Origin of the sequence: Bradyrhizobium uaiense, assembly GCF_010811875.1 — a bacterium.
GTDB classification, from domain to species: domain Bacteria; phylum Pseudomonadota; class Alphaproteobacteria; order Rhizobiales; family Xanthobacteraceae; genus Bradyrhizobium; species Bradyrhizobium uaiense.
In genome coordinates this window covers 1-17210 of sequence record NZ_VKHP01000082.1, presented here as the reverse complement: position 1 = coordinate 17210, position 17210 = coordinate 1, and the positions used below count along the sequence as shown (strand labels likewise).

Here is a 17210-nt window from a genome sequence, read left to right as displayed (position 1 = left end):
ATGCGCGCGATTCGGACAGCGATCGGACTGCTCGCCGTCCTGGCTGCCACCGCGCTCGTCACCACCGTCCGCGCCGACGAGCTCACGCTGTATTCGACCCGGGAAGCCAGTCTGGTCGAGCCCGTCATCGCGGCCTTCACGGCAGCGAGCGGTACCAAGGTCAAGACCGTCTTCATCGAGGACAGTTTGGTCAAGCGCCTGACATCGGAAGGCGACAATTCGCCCGCGGATGTGCTGCTCACCATCGGTCTCGACAAGACAACCCAGCTTGTGACGCGCGGGCTGACACAGGCGCTTGCATCGCCCGCGCTTGATCAGGCGGTGGCGGCGAACCTGCGCGGCAACGACGGCCAGTGGATCGCGCTCGCCGTTCGTCCGCGCGTGGTGTTCGCGCGCAAGGACAGTGCCCTCGTCGCAATCACGTATGAAGGACTCGCCGATCCCAAATGGCGCGGCAAATTGTGCATGCGGCCGGCCGCGCACCGGAACAATGTCGCGCTGATCGCGGCCTATCTCGCGCATCACGGGACAGACGCGACGCAGACCTGGCTCGCCGGAGTTAAAGGAAATCTCGCCCACAAGCCGGCCGGCAAGGACAATGACGTGGTCCGCGAGATCGCCGAAGGACGCTGCGACATAGGCATCGGCAACACGGTCGCGCTGGCACAGCTCCGCGACAGCCGCGAAGGCAATGATTGGCGCGCATGGGCCGACGCCGTGAAGGCCGTGCCGACCGCGTTCACCGGCAACGGCAGCCACGTCAATCTGACTGGCGCCGCGATTGCCCGGCACGCACCGCATCCGGCCGCCGCGCGCGCGTTCCTCGAATTCCTCGTCACGCCGCGGGCCCAGACGATCTTTGCGACCGCCGAGCTGGAATATCCCGTGCTTGCGACCGCGAAGCGGCCGCCGATCGTTGAGGGTATCGGATCGTTCCCTGCCGATGCACTGCCCGTCGATGAGATCGCCGCGCATCAAGCGGCCGCAATCGCCCTGATCCGAAAGGCCGGCTTCGATGAGTGATGTCCGACGTCCGATCAAGGCCGCCCTGCTGCAGGTTCATTCCGTCGTTGGGCTGGTGCTGGCGCTGCTCTGGGCAGTGGTCGGCCTGACAGGCGCAACGATGGCCTTTGAGGATGAGATCGAGGCCAGCCTGAACAGCCAGATGATGCGCGTCGAGGCCAGCGCGCCCCGGCGACTCACGCCGGACGAACTGGTCGCGCGGCTTCAGGCGGCGGGCGATTTCGGCAAGGTCTCGGCCGTCACCATGTCCAGCGATCCATCGGCCGCTGCGCACATCCGCTTTGCCCGCAGCGACGGCGGCACGCGGCCGTCGTCGGTCTATGTCGATCCGTACAACGGACATTTGCTCGGCACGCCGCGCGGCGAGGACTTCTTCGCCACCGTCCGCAAGCTGCATCGCTGGCTGCTGCTGCCGGGCGACGGCAATGGCGTTGGCCGCAAGATCACGGGGTCAGCCGCGATCTGCCTGATCGTGATGCTGATATCAGGCCTCGTGCTGCGCTGGCCGCATCGCGCGCGCAGCGTCAAGATGTGGCTGAAGCCCAATCTGGGACTGCGCGGCCGCGGCCTGCACGGCTCGCTGCACGCAGTCATCGGCACCTGGGTGCTGCCGGTCTATCTGGTGATGACGCTGACCGGCCTGTGGTACTCGTTCGAATGGTACAAGGCCGGCGCCAACTGGCTGCTGACGCGCCCTCAGGCCACCGCCGCAGCGCAGCCGAAGCCACCCCGCGGCACGACGATTGCCGAGAGCAAGGGTGAAGCCAGGGCGGACGCGAAGGCGGAGGCAACGCCGCTCGTGTTCGATCACGTCTGGTCGGCGTTCCTGCAGCAGGAGAACAACGATTACGGCAGGGCTCTGCTGACCCTTCCGGCCGGCGCAGGCACAGCGGTGCGCGTGCGGTCTTGGGCGCGGGATTCCTCGCTCGAGAGCGTGCGTGACGAATTCCGCATCGATGCCGTCACCGGGCGCGTCATCTCGTCGGATCGCTACGCGGACAAGAGGTTCGGCGAGCGCGTCCTTGCGGGCGTGCTCGACATCCACCGCGGCGCTATCCTGGGATGGCCCGGCAAGCTCGTCTTCATGCTGGCCGCCGCCATGATGCCGCTATTCGTGGTGACCGGCATCCTGCTCTATCTGTCCCGCCGCAGACACCGCCGCCTCGCGCCGCCGTCGGTCGCAAGCCTGGTTCCGGGCGAGTGAACCTCAACGATCAGCGGAGGTCGCAGGCCGCGAGCCGACTGCGCAACTCGGCGTCGGTTTCGGCTCCAAGTTCGAGCAATCCGCGGTAGGGATCGCCGGATATGCCGAGCGCCGCGGCGAACGCCGGCTGCTTGCGTTTGATGACGGGGGGCTACGGCGAGCCGTCAGCAGATTGAGGGCAGGCGGCCTCAAGACCGAGCCGTCGTTCGACCTCGAAATGGATCCAACCGCGCTGCTGCTCCACCGGATCCTGGTCGCCGAACAGTTCGAACGGCCAGCCATCCAAGACAAAGCGAGCAATCGCCGGCCGCGTTCCCGAGACCCAGCGGTAGAGAATGAAATCATCAGCCGATTGATAATGGGTCCAGACCGCGTCCGCGAAGAGATCCGGATCGGGCGCATGGCAGACGATATCGATGTCGCTGCCGGGCACGGCAAGGCCGAGCGGCAGTGTTCCGACGACGCGGGGATCGAACGGCTTCAGCAGCTCCATCACGGCAGAGCTGGTGACGGCGGATATGTAGTCTCCGACGGTCATCGCGTGGCACGCCCTCGAGATCGCAGCGCCGCAATACCACGCTCGCGTCGAATGCGGGAGCCTCCACGAATGAGCGGAAGACGAGAGAAAGCGGCCTTGTAAACGCTGCGGGGGCGATCTCGACCGCGTCACCGTGGTCGAAACCGCCCCCGTCACGCCGGCGGACGGGCGGCTGCTCGCAAGCCAGCCTGTCCAGCCGATAGTCGGAATGATCCGTTCGATTAGCCGAACTGGTTCATCGTGTTGTGGGCACCGCCCGCCTTAAGGGCGGCTTCACCGGCGAAGTACTCCTTGTGGTCGTCGCCGATGTCGGAGCCCGCCATGTTCTGATGCTTCGCACATGCGATGCCCTGACGGATTTCCGCGCGCTGCACGTTCTTGACGTAACCGAGCATGCCCTGCTCGCCGAAATACTCCTTCGCGAGATTGTCGGTCGACAGCGCAGCCGTGTGATAGGTCGGCAGCGTGATCAGGTGGTGGAAGATACCGGCGCGCTTCGCCGAATCCGCCTGGAAGGTACGGATACGCTCGTCGGCCTCGATCGCCAGCGGCGTAGCGTCGTATTCCACCTTCATCAGTTCGGCGCGGTTGTACTTGCTGACATCCTTGCCGGCTTCCTTCATCGCGTCATAGACCTGCCAACGGAAGTTGAGGGTCCAGTTGAAGGAAGGCGAGTTGTTGTAGGCAAGCTTCGCGTTCGGAATGACCTTGCGGATGCGATCGACCATCGAAGCGATCTGCTCGATATGCGGCTTCTCGGTCTCGATCCACAACAGGTCAGCACCGTTCTGCAGCGAGGTGATGCAGTCGAGCACGCAGCGATCCGCACCAGTGCCGGGACGGAACTGGTAGAGGTTGCTGGGCAGACGCTTCGGGCGCATCATCTTGCCGTTCTGGTTGATGATGACGTCGCCGTTCCGCGCGTTGGCAGCCGTGATTTCCTCGCAATCGAGGAAGCTGTTGTACTGGTCGCCGAGGTCGCCGGGCTTGTGGCTCACGGCGATCTGCTGCGTCAGGCCGGCGCCGAGCGAGTCGGTACGGGTCACGATGATGCCGTCTTCGACGCCGAGCTCGAGGAACGCATGGCGGCAGGCACGGATCTTCGCGATGAAGACCTCGTGCGGCACGGTCACCTTGCCGTCCTGGTGGCCGCACTGCTTCTCGTCGGAGACCTGGTTCTCGATCTGCAGGGCGCAGGCGCCCGCCTCGATCATCTTCTTGGCGAGCAGGTAGGTCGCTTCCGCGTTGCCGAAGCCGGCGTCGATGTCGGCGATGACGGGCACGACGTGGGTCTGGAAGTTGTCGATCTTCTCGATCAGCGCCTTTTCCTTGGCCTTGTCGCCTTCCTTGCGGGCCGCATCGAGCGCGCGGAAGATGTCGTTGAGCTCGCGGGAATCCGCCTGACGCAGGAAGGTGTAGAGCTCTTCGATCAGGGCCGGCACCGAGGTCTTCTCGTGCATCGACTGATCCGGCAACGGGCCGAACTCGGAGCGCAGCGCCGCGATCATCCAGCCGGACAGATACAGGTAACGGCGGTCGGGGTTGCCGAAGTGCTTCTTGACCGAGATCAGCTTCTGCTGGGCGATGAAGCCGTGCCAGCAGCCGAGCGACTGGGTGTACTTGGTGCTGTCGGCATCATAGGCGGCCATGTCGGCGCGCATCAGCGCAGCCGTGTAGCGGGCGACATCCAGACCGGTCTTGAAGCGGTTCTGCAGGCGCATGCGCGCAACGGCTTCCGCGGTGACGCCGTTCCAGGTGTCCTTGGTCTTGAGGAGCGCTTCGGCCGCCTCAATCTCGCTCTGATAGGAAGCCGGTCCCTGGATGGCCCGGTCGCTGATCCCGCGCGGTTGGAAGTTCATGTCCGTGATCCCTTCGGTGACGAAATAACTGCACCGTTTGTGACCCGCGGCGGCGTGGGGAGCTAGACCTGGCGCAGAAAACTTGTCATAACTTACAAGAAACTGATGTATTGTTGTAAGAATCTTACATCAAGACGGATTTAGCGATGGCAACCTCAAGCGCTCGCTCGGTTTTCATGGGCCCCCGACTCCGCCGGCTGCGGCGCGATCTCGGGCTGACCCAGGCCGATATGGCGGCCGATCTCGAAATCTCGGCCCCCTATGTCGCTCTGCTGGAACGCAATCAGCGCCCGGTGACGGCAGACATGCTGCTTCGCCTTGCCCGCACCTACAAGATCGATCTGGCCGATCTCGCCGGCGATGGCGGCGCCGACCACACCGCGCGCATGCAGTCCGTCCTGAAGGAGCCGATGTTTGCCGACATCGACATCCCCACCCTCGAAGTCAGCGACCTCGCGGTCAGCTATCCCGGAATGACCGAGGCGTTCCTGCGCCTCTATACCGCCTATCGCGAAGAGCAGCTGGCGCTCGCGGAGCGACGGGCGCCGGACCTGGCGGGCGCAGCGCTATTGCCGGGCGAGAACTTCGACGCCAACGACCCCGTTGCGGAAGTCCGGCGCTTTCTCGCCGCGCGCCGCAACAATTTCGCCAATCTCGACGATGCCGCCGAGCGGCTCGTCCATGAGCCGGCCGGACCAGCCGGATTCATCGAGCGGCTTCGCGATCGCCATAAGCTTCAGGTCCGCTATCTGCCACCCAACGTCATGCTCGGTTCGGTCAGGCGACTGGACCTGCATCGCCGACAATTGCTGCTCGAGGACTCGCTCGATACCGCAGGCCTCAATTTCCAGCTCGCCAAGCAACTCGCTTATCTGGAGCTGGAAGACGAGATCGGCGCGGCGGTGGAAGACGGCAAGTTCACCAGCAAGAGCGCCGAGTTGCTGGCCCGCCGCGCGCTTGCCGCCTATGCCGCGGCCGCACTCATCATGCCGTATTCGGTGTTTGCGAAAGCGGTCGAGACGCGCCGCTACGACCTGGAGGCGCTGGCGCGCCAATTCGGCACCAGCTTCGAGCAGACCGCGCACCGCGTCACGACCTTGCAGCGGCCGGGTCTCGAAAAGATCCCGTTCTTCCTGATCCGCGTCGATCCCGCCGGCAACATTTCCAAGCTGCTCGATGGCGCCGGCTTCCCGTTTGCGAAGCACGGCGGGGCCTGTCCGCTGTGGTCGGTCCACGACATCTTCAAGACGCCGCGCCAGATCGTCACGCAATGGCTGGAATTGCCCGACGGTCAGCGGTTCTTTTCGATCGCCCGCACCGTGACCGCCGGCGGTGGCGCGTTCGGCGCCATCCGCGTGGAACGGGCGATCGCGATCGGCTGCGCAGCCGAGCATGCGGGCCAGTTGATCTACACGCGCGACGGACAGGGGCCGAACGCGGATGAGCCGACGCCGGTCGGCGTCGCCTGCCGGGTCTGTCATCGCCCGCGATGCGCAGCGCGCTCGGCGCCGCCGATCGGGCGCGAGATTCTCCCTGACGATTTCAGAACCTCGAGCGTCCCGTTCGGCTTCTCGGCGGACTGAGGACATGCGGCAGGCGAAGCAGATTGGTGCCGCGGAACGCCGCGGACGCCAGCTCCCCACGGTCGGGTTTGGATCATCTGCGAGGCTGACCTTAGAGGCCTCTGTACGGAGCGAGGTCGGGCCATTTCACTCGCAGAACTTCCTGAAGCTTTGAGACCTCTGCCTTGAACTCCACATTCGGTTCGAGTTCATAGATCCAGATGAACATGGAATCCGCCTTCCGGATGTTTAGAATCTCAACTTCCATCGTTCGTTTGTGAAGGTTCAACCAGAACACGCGCCGACCACCTTTGGAAGGCATCTGGGCTCCAATATCATCGACCTCAAACCCTTCACTTTGTGCAAACTGGATTAGGGTGTTGCGCAGCTCTTCGAACTGTGTCGCCGCGACAGAAAACTCCAAGCGAATTTTGGCATCCAAACTTGACGATTCTGCCAGTATTGAACGAAAGGGCACAAAGATCAGGCCGATAAGGACAAGTGCAATCGGGGCGACCCGCATGATAATCTCTCTTCACTCCGTCACTCACCCACATTCGGGTGTCGGTAACACTTAAGGATCGTGTCGCATAACTGGGTCCAATAGGTGCTGCCTCGGTAAGGTCGGCGCCGCCGATCGGGCGCGAGATTCTCCCCGACGATTTCAGAACCTCGAGCGTCCCGTTCGGCTTCTCGGCGGACTGACGCGGTCGATCACCCCTGCGGCCGGTTCTGGTCATACAGCACCCGCGCGCGGATGGTGCCGTCAATGTCTTTCAGGTCGGCCAGGAGCCCCTCGCCCTCGCCGCCGACAACGTCGGTCTCGAGCACGACATAGCCGACTTCCGGATCGGTCTGCAGATATTGCGCGAGGATGTTGATCCCGTGCCGGGACACCGCGTCGTTGACCTGACGCATGACGCCCGGAACATTGCGGTGAACATGGATGAAGCGGGTGCCGGTCGGTCGCGCCGGCAATTGCACCTGCGGAAAGTTGACCGCGCCGAAGGTCGACCCGACATCGGAATAATCGATCAGCTTGCGTGCAACTTCGCCGCCGATGCGGTCCTGCGCTTCTTCCGTCGAACCGCCGACATGCGGCGTGAGGATGACGTTGGGGAGGCCCTGCAGCGGCGAGACAAAGCGCGCCTCGTTCGACACCGGCTCGACCGGAAACACGTCGACCGCGGCCCCCGCCAGCCTGCCCTCGCGCAAGGCGCTCGCCAGCGCATCGAGATCGACCACGGTGCCGCGTGAGTTGTTAATCAGATAGGCCTCAGGCTTCATCAGCTGGAGCTGGGCTGCGCCGATCATTTTGGCGGTGGTGGGCGTCTCCGGCACGTGCAGCGATACGACATCGCTCGCGGCGAGCAACGCGTCAAGCGAGTCGGCGGGCTCGGTATTGCCATGGCGGAGCTTGTCGGTCTGATCGAAATAGATCACCCGCATGCCCATGGCTTCGGCGAGGTTCGACAGCTGCGAGCCGATGTTGCCGTAGCCGACGATGCCCAGCGTCTTGCCGCGCACCTCGCGGCTGCCTTCGGCGGACTTGTCCCAGCCGCCGGCATGTGCGGAGACCGAACGCGGAAAGATCCGGCGAAACAGCATGACGATCTCGGCGATGGTCAGCTCCGCCACGCTGCGGGTGTTGGAGTATGGCGCGTTGAATACGGGGATTCCGAGCTTTCGCGCGGCGTCGAGATCCACCTGATTGGTGCCGACCGAAAAGCAGCCGACAACGAGCAATCGGTCGGCGGCCTCGAGGATTTCCGCGGTCAACTGGGTCCGCGACCGAATTCCCAGCATATGGATGCCCGACAGCGCCTGCCTGAGCTCTTTGGGTCCCAGCGCCTTGGGCAGGCGCTGCAGCTCGGTATAGCCGTTCGCCTCGAACATCCGGACCGCGGAATCATTCACGCCCTCCAGCAGCAGCACACGTATTTTGGTCTTGGGAAGCGATAACATCATCGAGATCCAGATTCGCCAGGGTTCGGGCAGGTCCTGCCACGAGCGCAGTTTCGATGGATCAGGTGATAACATAGAAAACAATCGCGTCAGAAGCCGCAGTCGGCGGCCCGCCCTGCGATTTCCGATAAAGCACGCTCGATCCGCGCATCCAGACGCAGGGCGGGAGCCGATTCAGCCGAATATCCTGCTCAATTCGCCGGCAGAGGTCCCGTTGCGGCTCCCGGGGCGGTCGAACGCCTGCTCCGGCTCACCGGCCGGAGCAGGCGTTGCCGGACCTCAAACGCTTACTGGCAGGGATAGCGCCGGCCGTCCTTTGCCTGGAACGTATTCGACGCCGGATCGTATGAGCGATAGCGCTGCGCGCACGACGTCGCGTGCTGCTGGGCCGCGGCAGCTTCCTGCTGCGCGGCGGCGTTGGCCGCACCAGCCGCGATGACGCCGCCGATGAGGCCACCGACCAGCCCGCCGACCGCGGCGCCGCCATCGCAATTCCCATAACGGCACCAGACCTTCTCGGTCACTGCCGGCACCGCCGCCGCAACACCGGCGCCGTGCTGGAGCGGAGCCGAGATCGCGGAGGCGGAAAACATCATAACGCCGGTGGTGGCCGTCAAAACGACTTTCAGAAAGCGAGCCCTACGCATCATATCTCCTGCGTTTGAGTAGGTCGAAAGCATTTAGGCCAAATGGGCGATGAGTCCATGGACCGCATCGCATTCCGGATGGAGGCATTCGGATTGTGGCTAGCAAGGTCGAATGCAAGCGCGCGCAACTCCTGCTTTCGCTCGCGCTCTCAAAACGTCAGCGCCCCGAATTGAAGTCGGAACGTTCACGCAATACGGGCGAGCGGATTCGATCAAATGTTACCTTTGGCAGCCGATTGCGCGATCCGGATATCTCATTCGAAAATCGGATATTGACGCGATCGCGGAGAGCTCGAGCCGAACTCACCAAAGCTGTGCTAATGTGGTGGTGTGGTCTATGCGTGTGGCGGACGGCAAACATCCGATGGTTAGGATTTGATGGTCGAAGACATTCTCGCTGCACCACCGACGCGTTCGGGATCTTCGTTCGAGGAGCTGCTGGAGATACTCCATCCTCATGGGATCAATGCGCACTCCTCACCGCGGCCTGAGGACGCGTTTCGATGGCATACGGATGTTGCCATTGGAGCAGAAATCGACGTCGTGCGGGCGGATCTGTCTGCCGGTTGGGATTGGCACTATTCCTACGAGAGCACGTCGGGAGAGCTTGCAATCAGCCTGCTGAATGCCGGCAAGGCCGAAATGCTCATTGCAGGCAAGAGCGTCCAGCGAACCCCATCCGAGATCGCCATCGTGCCGCTTCCGACGATGCAAGCGCAGCGGGTCGAAGCGATCGATGGAAGATACTCGAGCGTGACGCTCACCTTGCACACGGGCATGGTGTCGAAGGTGCTGTCCGCGACGTTCGGGAACACGGCGCTGGAAGATCTCAATTTGACGCCGATCGTCGATCTGTCGACCGGCGCCGGGCAGACCCTTCTTCAGCTCATTCGCGCGAGCGCCACCGGTCTGTATGACGGCATCCTGGCACGCTCTCCGAAAGCCAGCGCGCTGTTATCCGAGGCTGCGCTGCAGCTCATCCTCGAGAATGTCCCCCACCGGCTGACCGACCGGTTGAACCGCTACCCACCGGACGCGCCGCCGCGTTACATCCGGCGGGCGGTCGAATATATGCGCGCCAATCCCCATCTGCCGCTGACGATCGCAGATATTGCCGGGACGGCTGGCGTCAGCAGCCGATTGCTGCAACTGGGATTCCGCAAGATCCACGGCACGACGCCGGTCGCCTATTTGCGACAAATTCGACTTGAGGCAATCCACGATGAACTGTCGCGACCGGAGAACATGCTTCCGGTCAGCGAGGTTGCACTGAAGTGGGGCTTTACGCACATGGGCCGTTTCGCGGCGATTTACCGCTCCGCATTTGGCCTGTATCCGTCCGATACGGTCCGGCGAGCGCGAGGGTTCTGCAACTAGGCGGGCGATTGTTGCGCCGGCGGCAGATCAGGCAATGGCCACTCCCGACGCCTTGTCGAACAAATGCGTCCGCTCGAGATCGAGCGCGACATCGATCACATGGTCCGGCTCCGCGGCAACACCGACCGGCATCTGCGCCGTGAACGCGAAAGCGCCGACGGTCCCGATCACCAGCGTGTGCGGCCCGAGCGGCTCCACGTCCTTCACAAGTATGCGGATCGAAGAGCCCGCGGGCGCGCCTTCGCGCAACACATGATCGGGACGCACGCCAAGCACCACGGGCTTGCCGACGCTGCCCGCATAGGCCGCCTCCCGCGACTTCGGTATTCGCAACGCCGTGCCCGACGGCTCGGTGAAGGTGAGCGCGCCGTCGCGGGCTGTGATCTCGCCATGGATGAAGTTCATGCTCGGTGCGCCCATGAAGCCGGCAACGAAGAGATTGCTCGGCTTCTCGTAGATCGTGATCGGATCGGCCGCCTGCTCGATCCGCCCCTTGTTCATCACCACGACGCGGTCGGCCATCGTCATGGCTTCGACCTGGTCGTGCGTGACATAGACGATCGTCTTGGCAAGGCGACGGTGCAGTGCCTTGATCTCGGTCCGCATCTCGATACGGAGCTTGGCGTCGAGATTGGACAACGGCTCGTCGAACAGGAAAACGTCCGGGCTGCGCACGATGGCACGGCCGATCGCCACGCGCTGGCGCTGGCCGCCGGAAAGCTGCTTGGGCCGGCGCTGCAAATATTGCTCGAGGTCAAGCACGCGGGCCACGTCGTTGACGGCCTTCTCGATGCTGGCGCGCTGCTCGCCGCGCACCTTCATGCCGTAGCCGATATTCTCGCCGACCGTCATGTGCGGATATAGCGCGTAGTTCTGGAACACCATCGCGCAATTGCGCAAGCCCGGTCGCAGCTGCGTCACGTCGCGGTTGCCGATGCGGATGGTGCCGCTGGTGACGGCCTCCAGCCCTGCGATCATGCGCAACGTCGTGGTCTTGCCGCAGCCGGACGGGCCGACCAGCACGACAAATTCCTCGTCGGCCACGTTGAGGTCGAGGCCTTCGATGATCTTGTAGGGCCCGTATGCCTTGCTGACGTTCTCGATCTCGACGTGCGCCATGGAATCCTTTTCCGTCGCTTCGTCGACGGCAGATAAAGTCCCGGACGACGCTCACGCATCATCCGGGACGCCCCGGTCAAAAGCTAGTTCTTCGGCGGAAGGCCCATCGCGGCGCGATAGGCCGCGAGCTGCTTGGCCCGGCCGAACTCGTCGGTCAGCCGATTCCACTCTTTGGCCATCGCGTCGAGCGCGGCCTGCGGCGTGGTCTGGCCGGCCAGTGCCTTACCGAGCTCGATCTCCACCACCTCGGTGTAGGAGAAGTAGCCGGGCAGACGCATGTCGAGCGCGACGTTCTTGGCATTGATCGAGTCCGATTGCGCGCCGAGATATTCCTTGGCCTCTTCCGGCGAGAAGATCTTGCTCCACAATTGCAGATTGGCGGTGTGCGATTTGCGATAGGGATTGACGCCGCTGCCGCCGGTGATCGCCGCCTGGCCCGACACGTCAGGACTTGTCAGCGTCTTGACGAAGTCCCACGCCGCCTTCTGGTTCTTGCCGGCCTTCGGCACCGCGATCTGCCAGCCGCCGAATGCCATGAACGGGCCCGGAATGACGCTCGAGAATTTATCCCACTTCTTGGTCTTCGCGTTCCAGATCTCGTCTGAGCCGGGCAGCATCGCCGAGCCGACCTTACCCGAGATCTTCGACTGCTTCGGGTCGGCGGCGATGACACCGGTGTCGCCCCAGCCGATCGATTCCGCGACCTGGCCGCCGGCCACGGCCGCGTTCACCTCGCCGAACGAGAAGTTCAGCGCGTTGGGCGGCCCAAGCTTCGATGCGCGGATGTATTCCTCGAGCCCCTTCACCCAGCCCGGGTTGTTGATCTGCGCGTCCATGGTCTCGGGGTCGAAGAACATCGCGCCCGGATAGTTCGGATTGTTGGCGTAGGCCGCCGCATGGCTGAAGAAGAACCAGAACTGCTGACCGCCGCGGCGGAAGGCTTCCGCCGTGCCCCACAGGCCCTTGTCGGGTCGCTGGAAGAACTCCGCGATGTCGAGATACTGTTTCCAGGTCTTCGGCGGCGCGAGGTCGTAGCCGTATTTGGCCTTGAAGGCGTCCTTCTCCTTGGGATCGCTGAACAGGTCGGTGCGGTAGGTATAGGTGTGGACGTCGCCGTCCATCGATTGCGAGTAGATCTTGCCTTCCCACACCATCAGGCGTTCACGATAGGCCGGCTCGATGTCGTCCCAATCCTTGCCAGACTGCATCTCCTTCGGCATCTCGCTGAGATAGGGCACGAAGTCCGGCAGCCAGGCCGGCGCGAAGCTGACGAGGTCGAACGTCGCGTCCGACGCGGTCAGCGATGTCGCGATCTTCGGATAGAGCTCGGACCAGGGAAACTCGACGACATTGACCTTGCCGCAGGTCTTCTTGGCCCATTCGTCGGCGCCGAGCTTGAGCGCGGAGGCGATATACGGTCCGGTCTGCGACGCCACCGTCAGGGTGACGCCGGTATAATCCGGACTACAGGCAGCATTCGCCTGGCTCGCAGCACCCGCGATCGCGAGCGAGGTGGTCAGCATCAGGAACGTCCGTCGCAACATCGTCTAGTCCTCCCTACACAGTTTTTGCTATTTGATGGCCCCGAGCAGCAGGCCCGACCGCATCATGCGGCTGAGCAGGCCTGCCATGATCATCATGGGAACGATTGCGACGAGCGCCGCAGCCGATATCGCCCACCATTCGTCGCCGCGCTGGCTGTTCTGTCCGGCCACCAGAATGGGCAGCGTCTGCCATCTGGAATTGGTCAGGAACAGCGCGAACAGAAACTCGTTCCAGACGAAGGCCAGCGTGATCATGAACGTCGCCAGCAGCCCGTTCATCGACATTGGCACCACGATGCCGATGAAGATGCGCCAGCTCGGCACGTTGTCGACCATCGCCGCCTCTTCGACCTCGATCGGGACCGCCTCGAAGAAGTCGCGCATCAGCCAGACCACGATCGGCAGCGAGAAGGCGACATAGCACAGCGTCAAGCCCACGAAGCTGTCGATCAGCTGGAAGCCGAGCCGGCCGATCTCGCTGTAGAGCAGATACAGCGCAAACGCCGTGACGATCGGCGGGAACATGCGCTGACTGACGAACCAGAACAGGATGTCCTCGTTGCCGAGAATCGGTCCGGGCAACGGCAGTCGGTTGGCGACGACGGCTGCGATCAGCGCAATCGGAAAGGCGAGCAACAGCGCCTGCGGGCGCGTAAATCCGAACGTCGCGTTGAACAGCAGATAGCCGCCGAGAGCGAGCAGGAAGAACACCAGGCCCGCGCCAAGTCTTACCTTGAATTCGAACCGCACCAGCGCATAGGCCGCCATCGCGCCGATCGCAGTGGCAATCGCCGCCGCGGAGAGGCCGACGATGGTCGAGTTCAGGAAGGTCCGGAAGAACTCGCCGCGGATCCCCTGATAGAGATCGATGAAGGGCTGCAAGGTCGGCGTGAAGTCGATGAACGGCAGATAGGTCGGCCCGCCGACGACGCCCGGTGGTGTCTTGAATGCCGTCACCACCACCCAATAGAGCGGAAACACCGTGATCAGGCACCAGACGAGGACGCCGACTGCGACCAGGCGGCGGCTCCATGGTGACAGTCCGGTCAAGCCATGTCCGCTCATCGGCGCTTCTCCAGATGCGGCCGCAGCAGCGCCAGATAGGTGACGCCGATGATCGTGATCGCGATCAGGAACAGGAAGCTGAGCGCCGACGTGTAGCCAAGATTGAACTTCTTGAAGCCTTCCTGATAGGCGAACAATGTCAGTGTCTCGGTGTCCACGCCCGGCCCGCCGCCGGTCATCACGAAGACGGTGTCCATGATCTTGTAGCTCTCGATTAGGCGGATGAAGACGACCGCAGCCGAGATCGGCAGCATCATCGGAAACGTGATGCCCCAGAACTGCTGCCAGGCGCTGGCATTCTCGAGCTCGGCGGCCTCGTAGACATCCTCGGGAAGCGTTTGCAGACCGGCCAGCATCATCAGGATGATGAACGGGGTCCACTGCCAGACCTCGACCGCGATGATGCAGGCGAGCGCCCAATGTCCGTTGGTGAGAAATGGCAGGTTGGCCAGCCCGAACTTCGCCAGGAACTGGTTGAGCGGCCCCATGGTCGGGTTGAAGATCATGCGCGCGACCAGCGCGACCGCCACGGGCGCCAGCAGCATCGGCAGCAGCAGGGCAACGCGAAACAGCCGCTCGCCCGGCACCCGTGCGTTCAGCGCCAGCGCGACGCCGAACCCGATCGCATATTGCAGCCCGACCGCGATGAAGGCGATCAGCGTCGTGGTGAAGAGCGCACTCCAGAACCGCGGCTCCTGCAGCAGCGTGGCATAGTTGCCGAGCCAGACCACCCGCGGCGGGATTGGCGGAATCAGGCGATAGCTCAGGAAACTCGTGGTCAGCGAATAGATCAGCGGAAAGATCGAGATCGCCAGCACGACGAGCACCGCCGGCCAGATGAAGACATGCTTGATCGGATCATTCCGCATCATCGCAGCATCATCCCTTCAGCAGCGCGTCGATCTCCGCCCGCCGCGGCATCGCGGGCGCGGTGCCGGGACGGGTCACCGAGATTCCGGCCGTCGCCGAACCGAAGCGCGCCGCCTCGAGCGGATCAGCGCCATCGGCGAGCGCCGCCGCGAAACCGCCGACGAATGCGTCGCCCGCGCCTGCGGTTTCCACCACCTTGCCGGCCGCGAACGGCGCGACGTGCAGCGAGCGATCCCGCGCATGAAACAACGCGCCACGCTCGCCGAGGGTGATCAGCGCCGTGCCCGCGCCTTTCGCCAGCAGGGCATCGCCGGCGCGGCGCGCCGCCGCGAGGTCGCTCACCGCGATGCCGGTCAGCCCTTCGGCCTCGGTCTCGTTGGGGACGACATAATCGCAGAGCGCAAACAGGCCATCGTCGTCGAACTTGATCGCCGGCGCCGGATTGAACACCGTGATGCTGCCGGCGGTGCGCGCGATCTCGAGCCCGCGCCGCGCCGCATCGACCGGCTGCTCGAGCTGCGTCACGAACACGCGGGAGCCGCTGATAGCGTCAGCCGCGGCGTCAACGTCAGCCGGGCTGATGGCGCCTGCCGCACCAGGCACCACGATGATCGCGTTGTCGCCGCGCGTCTCGTGGACGTAAATGAAGGCTGCGCCGGTCGGCGCTTCCGCCGTCCTGGCCACGCGCGGCCGAATTCCCTCGGTCTCCCAGGTCTTGATCGCAAGCTCGCCGAAGGCATCGCTGCCGATCCGCGAGATGAAACTCACGCTGGCGCCGGCCCGCGCGGCCGCGACGGCCTGGTTGGATCCCTTGCCGCCGGGCCCCATGGCGAATCCCGATCCGGCGATGGTCTCGCCGATCGCCGGCATGTTGCCGGCACGGAACGCGAGGTCGACGACGAAGACGCCGAGGACGGCGACGCCATTCCTGCTCATGTCGTCACTCCCCGTCCGGCGCGACAACGCCCTTGCTGAACAGGAAGCAGCCGTAGAAGCGCCGCTCGCCGGTCGTGATCACGCAGTACGCCGTCTTGGCCTTCTCGTAGAAGGCATGGCGCTCGACGCCGACCAGCGGCCAGGACCGTCCCTCGGCGCCGTCGATTGCGGCCTGCACCTCGCGCTGCACGGGCGGCACTTCCTGAGGCTGGCCGACAATCTCCATGCGGATCGCGGCATCGTCGACGAACGTGTCGAGCGGCATCACCGAGAGCACGGCTTCGACCGCCTTGGCGGCGCTCACATTGTCGATGCGCAGTAGTTCGCCAAGCGCGCTCTGCCGGGCGATCGAGTCGGCCGGAAAATTGGTGTCGCACACCACGAGGCGATCACCGTGCCCCATCGCCCGCAGGGCATAGAGCACGTCGGCATTGAGCAATGGATTGATGCCCTTGAGCATGTTGCGTCCCTCCCTCGTCTTTAAATTCACCGGACTCTGACGGTCCGGATCCCCATTCATATCAGCGCAACGTGACTTCTTTAGTCGCCATACGGAACCCAGATGTTCTTCACCTGCACGGCGTGGCGGAGCAGGATCGGGCCCTCGCTCGCGGCCTTGTCGTACCAGTCGAGAGCGAGGCCATGATCGACCAGCGTCCGCTTGAGATTGCCGATCGAGTATCGTTCCGCTGCCGTGGAAGCCTCCTGCGATCCGAAGGCCCAGAGCGCGTCGACATCGTCATGCTCGGCAAGCACCTTGACCAGATCGTTGCGGTCCCCGGTGACGATGTTGACCACACCGCCCGGCACGTCCGAGGTCTCGAGCACCTGGTAGAAGTCAGTCGCGGCGAGCGGATGCCGTTCGCTCGGCACGGCGACGACCCGGTTGCCCATCGCAATCAACGGAGCCACCAGGCTGATGAAGCCGAGCAACGGCGCCTCGTCGGGACAGGCGACACCAACCACGCCGATCGGCTCATGCATCGCGAGCGCCACGCCGCGCAGCGGCGGCGCGTGGATTGATCCTTCGTATTTGTCGGCCCAGGCGCCATAGCCGAACAGCCGTTCGATGCTGGCATCGACTTCCGTGCGCGCTTTTGCGCCCGTAACACCGGTCATGTCGGCGATACGGCGGGCGAACTCGTCGCCGCGCGCGGACAGATTCTCGGCAAGGTAATAGAGGATCTGGGCGCGATTATGCGCCGTCGCCCGCGCCCACGACTCGGCCGAGCGCGCCGCAGCCACCGCATTGCGGATGTCCTTGCGATTGCCCTCGCCTGCTTCGCCGAGACGGCGGCCTTTCGGCGAGAGCACCGCACGCGAATAGTTGCCGTCCGGACGGACCTGCTTGCCGCCGACGAACAGTTTTGCCGTTCGATCGATCGGCGGCACGTCGAATCCGGTGCCGGCGCCGGCCGCCGTCGGCAGCGGCAACGTCCTGGCCCCAGCCTTGCCGCCAATCCAGGCCTTCGGCTTGGTTTACTCATACCTGCCTTCGCCG

The 17210-nt window shown here is 64.0% G+C and carries 15 protein-coding genes and 1 pseudogene; 4 read left to right on the top strand and 12 right to left on the bottom strand.

Annotated elements, in window-relative coordinates:
* On the top strand, window positions 1–1023 hold the full coding sequence (locus tag FNJ47_RS20440; protein ID WP_163156232.1) for an extracellular solute-binding protein: 1023 nt from the start codon (window positions 1–3) through the stop codon (window positions 1021–1023).
* Complete coding sequence (locus FNJ47_RS20435; protein WP_163156230.1) at window positions 1016–2227, top strand: PepSY-associated TM helix domain-containing protein; 1212 nt, start codon at window positions 1016–1018, stop codon at window positions 2225–2227. Before FNJ47_RS20440 ends, FNJ47_RS20435 begins: the two co-directional genes overlap by 8 nt.
* Before the next feature lie 151 nt (window positions 2228–2378).
* Here the strand turns inward: FNJ47_RS20435 and FNJ47_RS20430 are convergent, their stop codons facing one another.
* Entirely contained in the window at window positions 2379–2765 is a 387-nt protein-coding gene (locus tag FNJ47_RS20430) for a DUF4269 domain-containing protein (RefSeq protein ID WP_206685331.1), read from the bottom strand.
* A gap of 221 nt (window positions 2766–2986) precedes the next feature.
* Window positions 2987–4624, bottom strand: coding sequence for an isocitrate lyase (locus FNJ47_RS20425; protein ID WP_163156228.1), 1638 nt, complete (start codon window positions 4622–4624; stop codon window positions 2987–2989).
* A gap of 146 nt (window positions 4625–4770) precedes the next feature.
* Here FNJ47_RS20425 and FNJ47_RS20420 point away from each other — a divergent pair, with 146 nt between their 5' ends.
* Entirely contained in the window at window positions 4771–6207 is a 1437-nt protein-coding gene (locus FNJ47_RS20420) for a helix-turn-helix domain-containing protein (RefSeq protein ID WP_163156226.1), read from the top strand.
* Between the two features lie 91 nt (window positions 6208–6298).
* Here FNJ47_RS20420 and FNJ47_RS20415 read toward each other — a convergent pair whose 3' ends face one another.
* The 3 genes from FNJ47_RS20415 to FNJ47_RS20405 form a co-directional block, all read right to left on the bottom strand.
* Window positions 6299–6709 carry a ribonuclease E inhibitor RraB gene (locus FNJ47_RS20415; RefSeq protein ID WP_163156224.1) on the bottom strand — a complete coding sequence of 137 codons (411 nt, stop codon included), beginning with the start codon at window positions 6707–6709 and terminating at the stop codon, window positions 6299–6301.
* Between the two features lie 191 nt (window positions 6710–6900).
* On the bottom strand, window positions 6901–8154 hold the full coding sequence (gene serA / locus FNJ47_RS20410) for a phosphoglycerate dehydrogenase (RefSeq protein WP_163156222.1): 1254 nt from the start codon (window positions 8152–8154) through the stop codon (window positions 6901–6903).
* Between the two features lie 284 nt (window positions 8155–8438).
* Complete coding sequence (locus tag FNJ47_RS20405) at window positions 8439–8798, bottom strand: BA14K family protein (RefSeq protein WP_236000007.1); 360 nt, start codon at window positions 8796–8798, stop codon at window positions 8439–8441.
* 378 nt (window positions 8799–9176) lie between these two features.
* Between FNJ47_RS20405 and FNJ47_RS20400 the strand changes: the two genes are divergently transcribed.
* The gene (locus tag FNJ47_RS20400; RefSeq protein ID WP_165445777.1) at window positions 9177–10175 is read left to right on the top strand and encodes a helix-turn-helix transcriptional regulator; all 999 of its coding nucleotides are present in this window, start codon (window positions 9177–9179) and stop codon (window positions 10173–10175) included.
* A 27-nt stretch (window positions 10176–10202) separates the two neighbouring features.
* Here FNJ47_RS20400 and FNJ47_RS20395 read toward each other — a convergent pair whose 3' ends face one another.
* The 7 genes and pseudogenes from FNJ47_RS20395 to FNJ47_RS20365 form a co-directional block, all read right to left on the bottom strand.
* The gene (locus FNJ47_RS20395) at window positions 10203–11294 is read right to left on the bottom strand and encodes an ABC transporter ATP-binding protein (RefSeq protein WP_163156218.1); all 1092 of its coding nucleotides are present in this window, start codon (window positions 11292–11294) and stop codon (window positions 10203–10205) included.
* Window positions 11295–11377: 83 nt separating this feature from the next.
* Window positions 11378–12817 carry an extracellular solute-binding protein gene (locus FNJ47_RS20390; RefSeq protein ID WP_347341693.1) on the bottom strand — a complete coding sequence of 480 codons (1440 nt, stop codon included), beginning with the start codon at window positions 12815–12817 and terminating at the stop codon, window positions 11378–11380.
* Between the two features lie 48 nt (window positions 12818–12865).
* Complete coding sequence (locus FNJ47_RS20385) at window positions 12866–13903, bottom strand: carbohydrate ABC transporter permease (RefSeq protein WP_163156214.1); 1038 nt, start codon at window positions 13901–13903, stop codon at window positions 12866–12868.
* The gene (locus FNJ47_RS20380) at window positions 13900–14775 is read right to left on the bottom strand and encodes a carbohydrate ABC transporter permease (protein ID WP_163156212.1); all 876 of its coding nucleotides are present in this window, start codon (window positions 14773–14775) and stop codon (window positions 13900–13902) included. The genes FNJ47_RS20385 and FNJ47_RS20380 overlap by 4 nt, the downstream gene beginning before the upstream one ends.
* A gap of 7 nt (window positions 14776–14782) precedes the next feature.
* Window positions 14783–15709, bottom strand: coding sequence for a ribokinase (gene rbsK / locus FNJ47_RS20375; protein WP_163156210.1), 927 nt, complete (start codon window positions 15707–15709; stop codon window positions 14783–14785).
* A gap of 4 nt (window positions 15710–15713) precedes the next feature.
* Entirely contained in the window at window positions 15714–16169 is a 456-nt protein-coding gene (locus tag FNJ47_RS20370; protein WP_163156208.1) for an RbsD/FucU family protein, read from the bottom strand.
* Between the two features lie 80 nt (window positions 16170–16249).
* Window positions 16250–17185: pseudogene (locus tag FNJ47_RS20365) on the bottom strand (aldehyde dehydrogenase family protein); the annotation flags it as partial.
* Between the last annotated feature and the right edge of the window lie 25 nt (window positions 17186–17210).

Coding starts and splice junctions, on each gene's coding strand:
- FNJ47_RS20380 (WP_163156212.1), bottom strand. CDS start 14,775: ATGATGCGGAATGATCCGATCAAGCATGTCTTCATCTGGCCGGCGGTG.
- FNJ47_RS20430 (WP_206685331.1), bottom strand. CDS start 2,765: ATGACCGTCGGAGACTACATATCCGCCGTCACCAGCTCTGCCGTGATG.
- FNJ47_RS20420 (WP_163156226.1), top strand. CDS start 4,771: ATGGCAACCTCAAGCGCTCGCTCGGTTTTCATGGGCCCCCGACTCCGC.
- FNJ47_RS20405 (WP_236000007.1), bottom strand. CDS start 8,798: ATGCGTAGGGCTCGCTTTCTGAAAGTCGTTTTGACGGCCACCACCGGC.
- FNJ47_RS20415 (WP_163156224.1), bottom strand. CDS start 6,709: ATGCGGGTCGCCCCGATTGCACTTGTCCTTATCGGCCTGATCTTTGTG.
- FNJ47_RS20440 (WP_163156232.1), top strand. CDS start 1: ATGCGCGCGATTCGGACAGCGATCGGACTGCTCGCCGTCCTGGCTGCC.
- FNJ47_RS20435 (WP_163156230.1), top strand. CDS start 1,016: ATGAGTGATGTCCGACGTCCGATCAAGGCCGCCCTGCTGCAGGTTCAT.
- FNJ47_RS20390 (WP_347341693.1), bottom strand. CDS start 12,817: ATGCTGACCACCTCGCTCGCGATCGCGGGTGCTGCGAGCCAGGCGAAT.
- FNJ47_RS20385 (WP_163156214.1), bottom strand. CDS start 13,903: ATGAGCGGACATGGCTTGACCGGACTGTCACCATGGAGCCGCCGCCTG.
- FNJ47_RS20370 (WP_163156208.1), bottom strand. CDS start 16,169: ATGCTCAAGGGCATCAATCCATTGCTCAATGCCGACGTGCTCTATGCC.
- FNJ47_RS20395 (WP_163156218.1), bottom strand. CDS start 11,294: ATGGCGCACGTCGAGATCGAGAACGTCAGCAAGGCATACGGGCCCTAC.
- serA (WP_163156222.1), bottom strand. CDS start 8,154: ATGATGTTATCGCTTCCCAAGACCAAAATACGTGTGCTGCTGCTGGAG.
- rbsK (WP_163156210.1), bottom strand. CDS start 15,709: ATGAGCAGGAATGGCGTCGCCGTCCTCGGCGTCTTCGTCGTCGACCTC.
- FNJ47_RS20425 (WP_163156228.1), bottom strand. CDS start 4,624: ATGAACTTCCAACCGCGCGGGATCAGCGACCGGGCCATCCAGGGACCG.
- FNJ47_RS20400 (WP_165445777.1), top strand. CDS start 9,177: ATGGTCGAAGACATTCTCGCTGCACCACCGACGCGTTCGGGATCTTCG.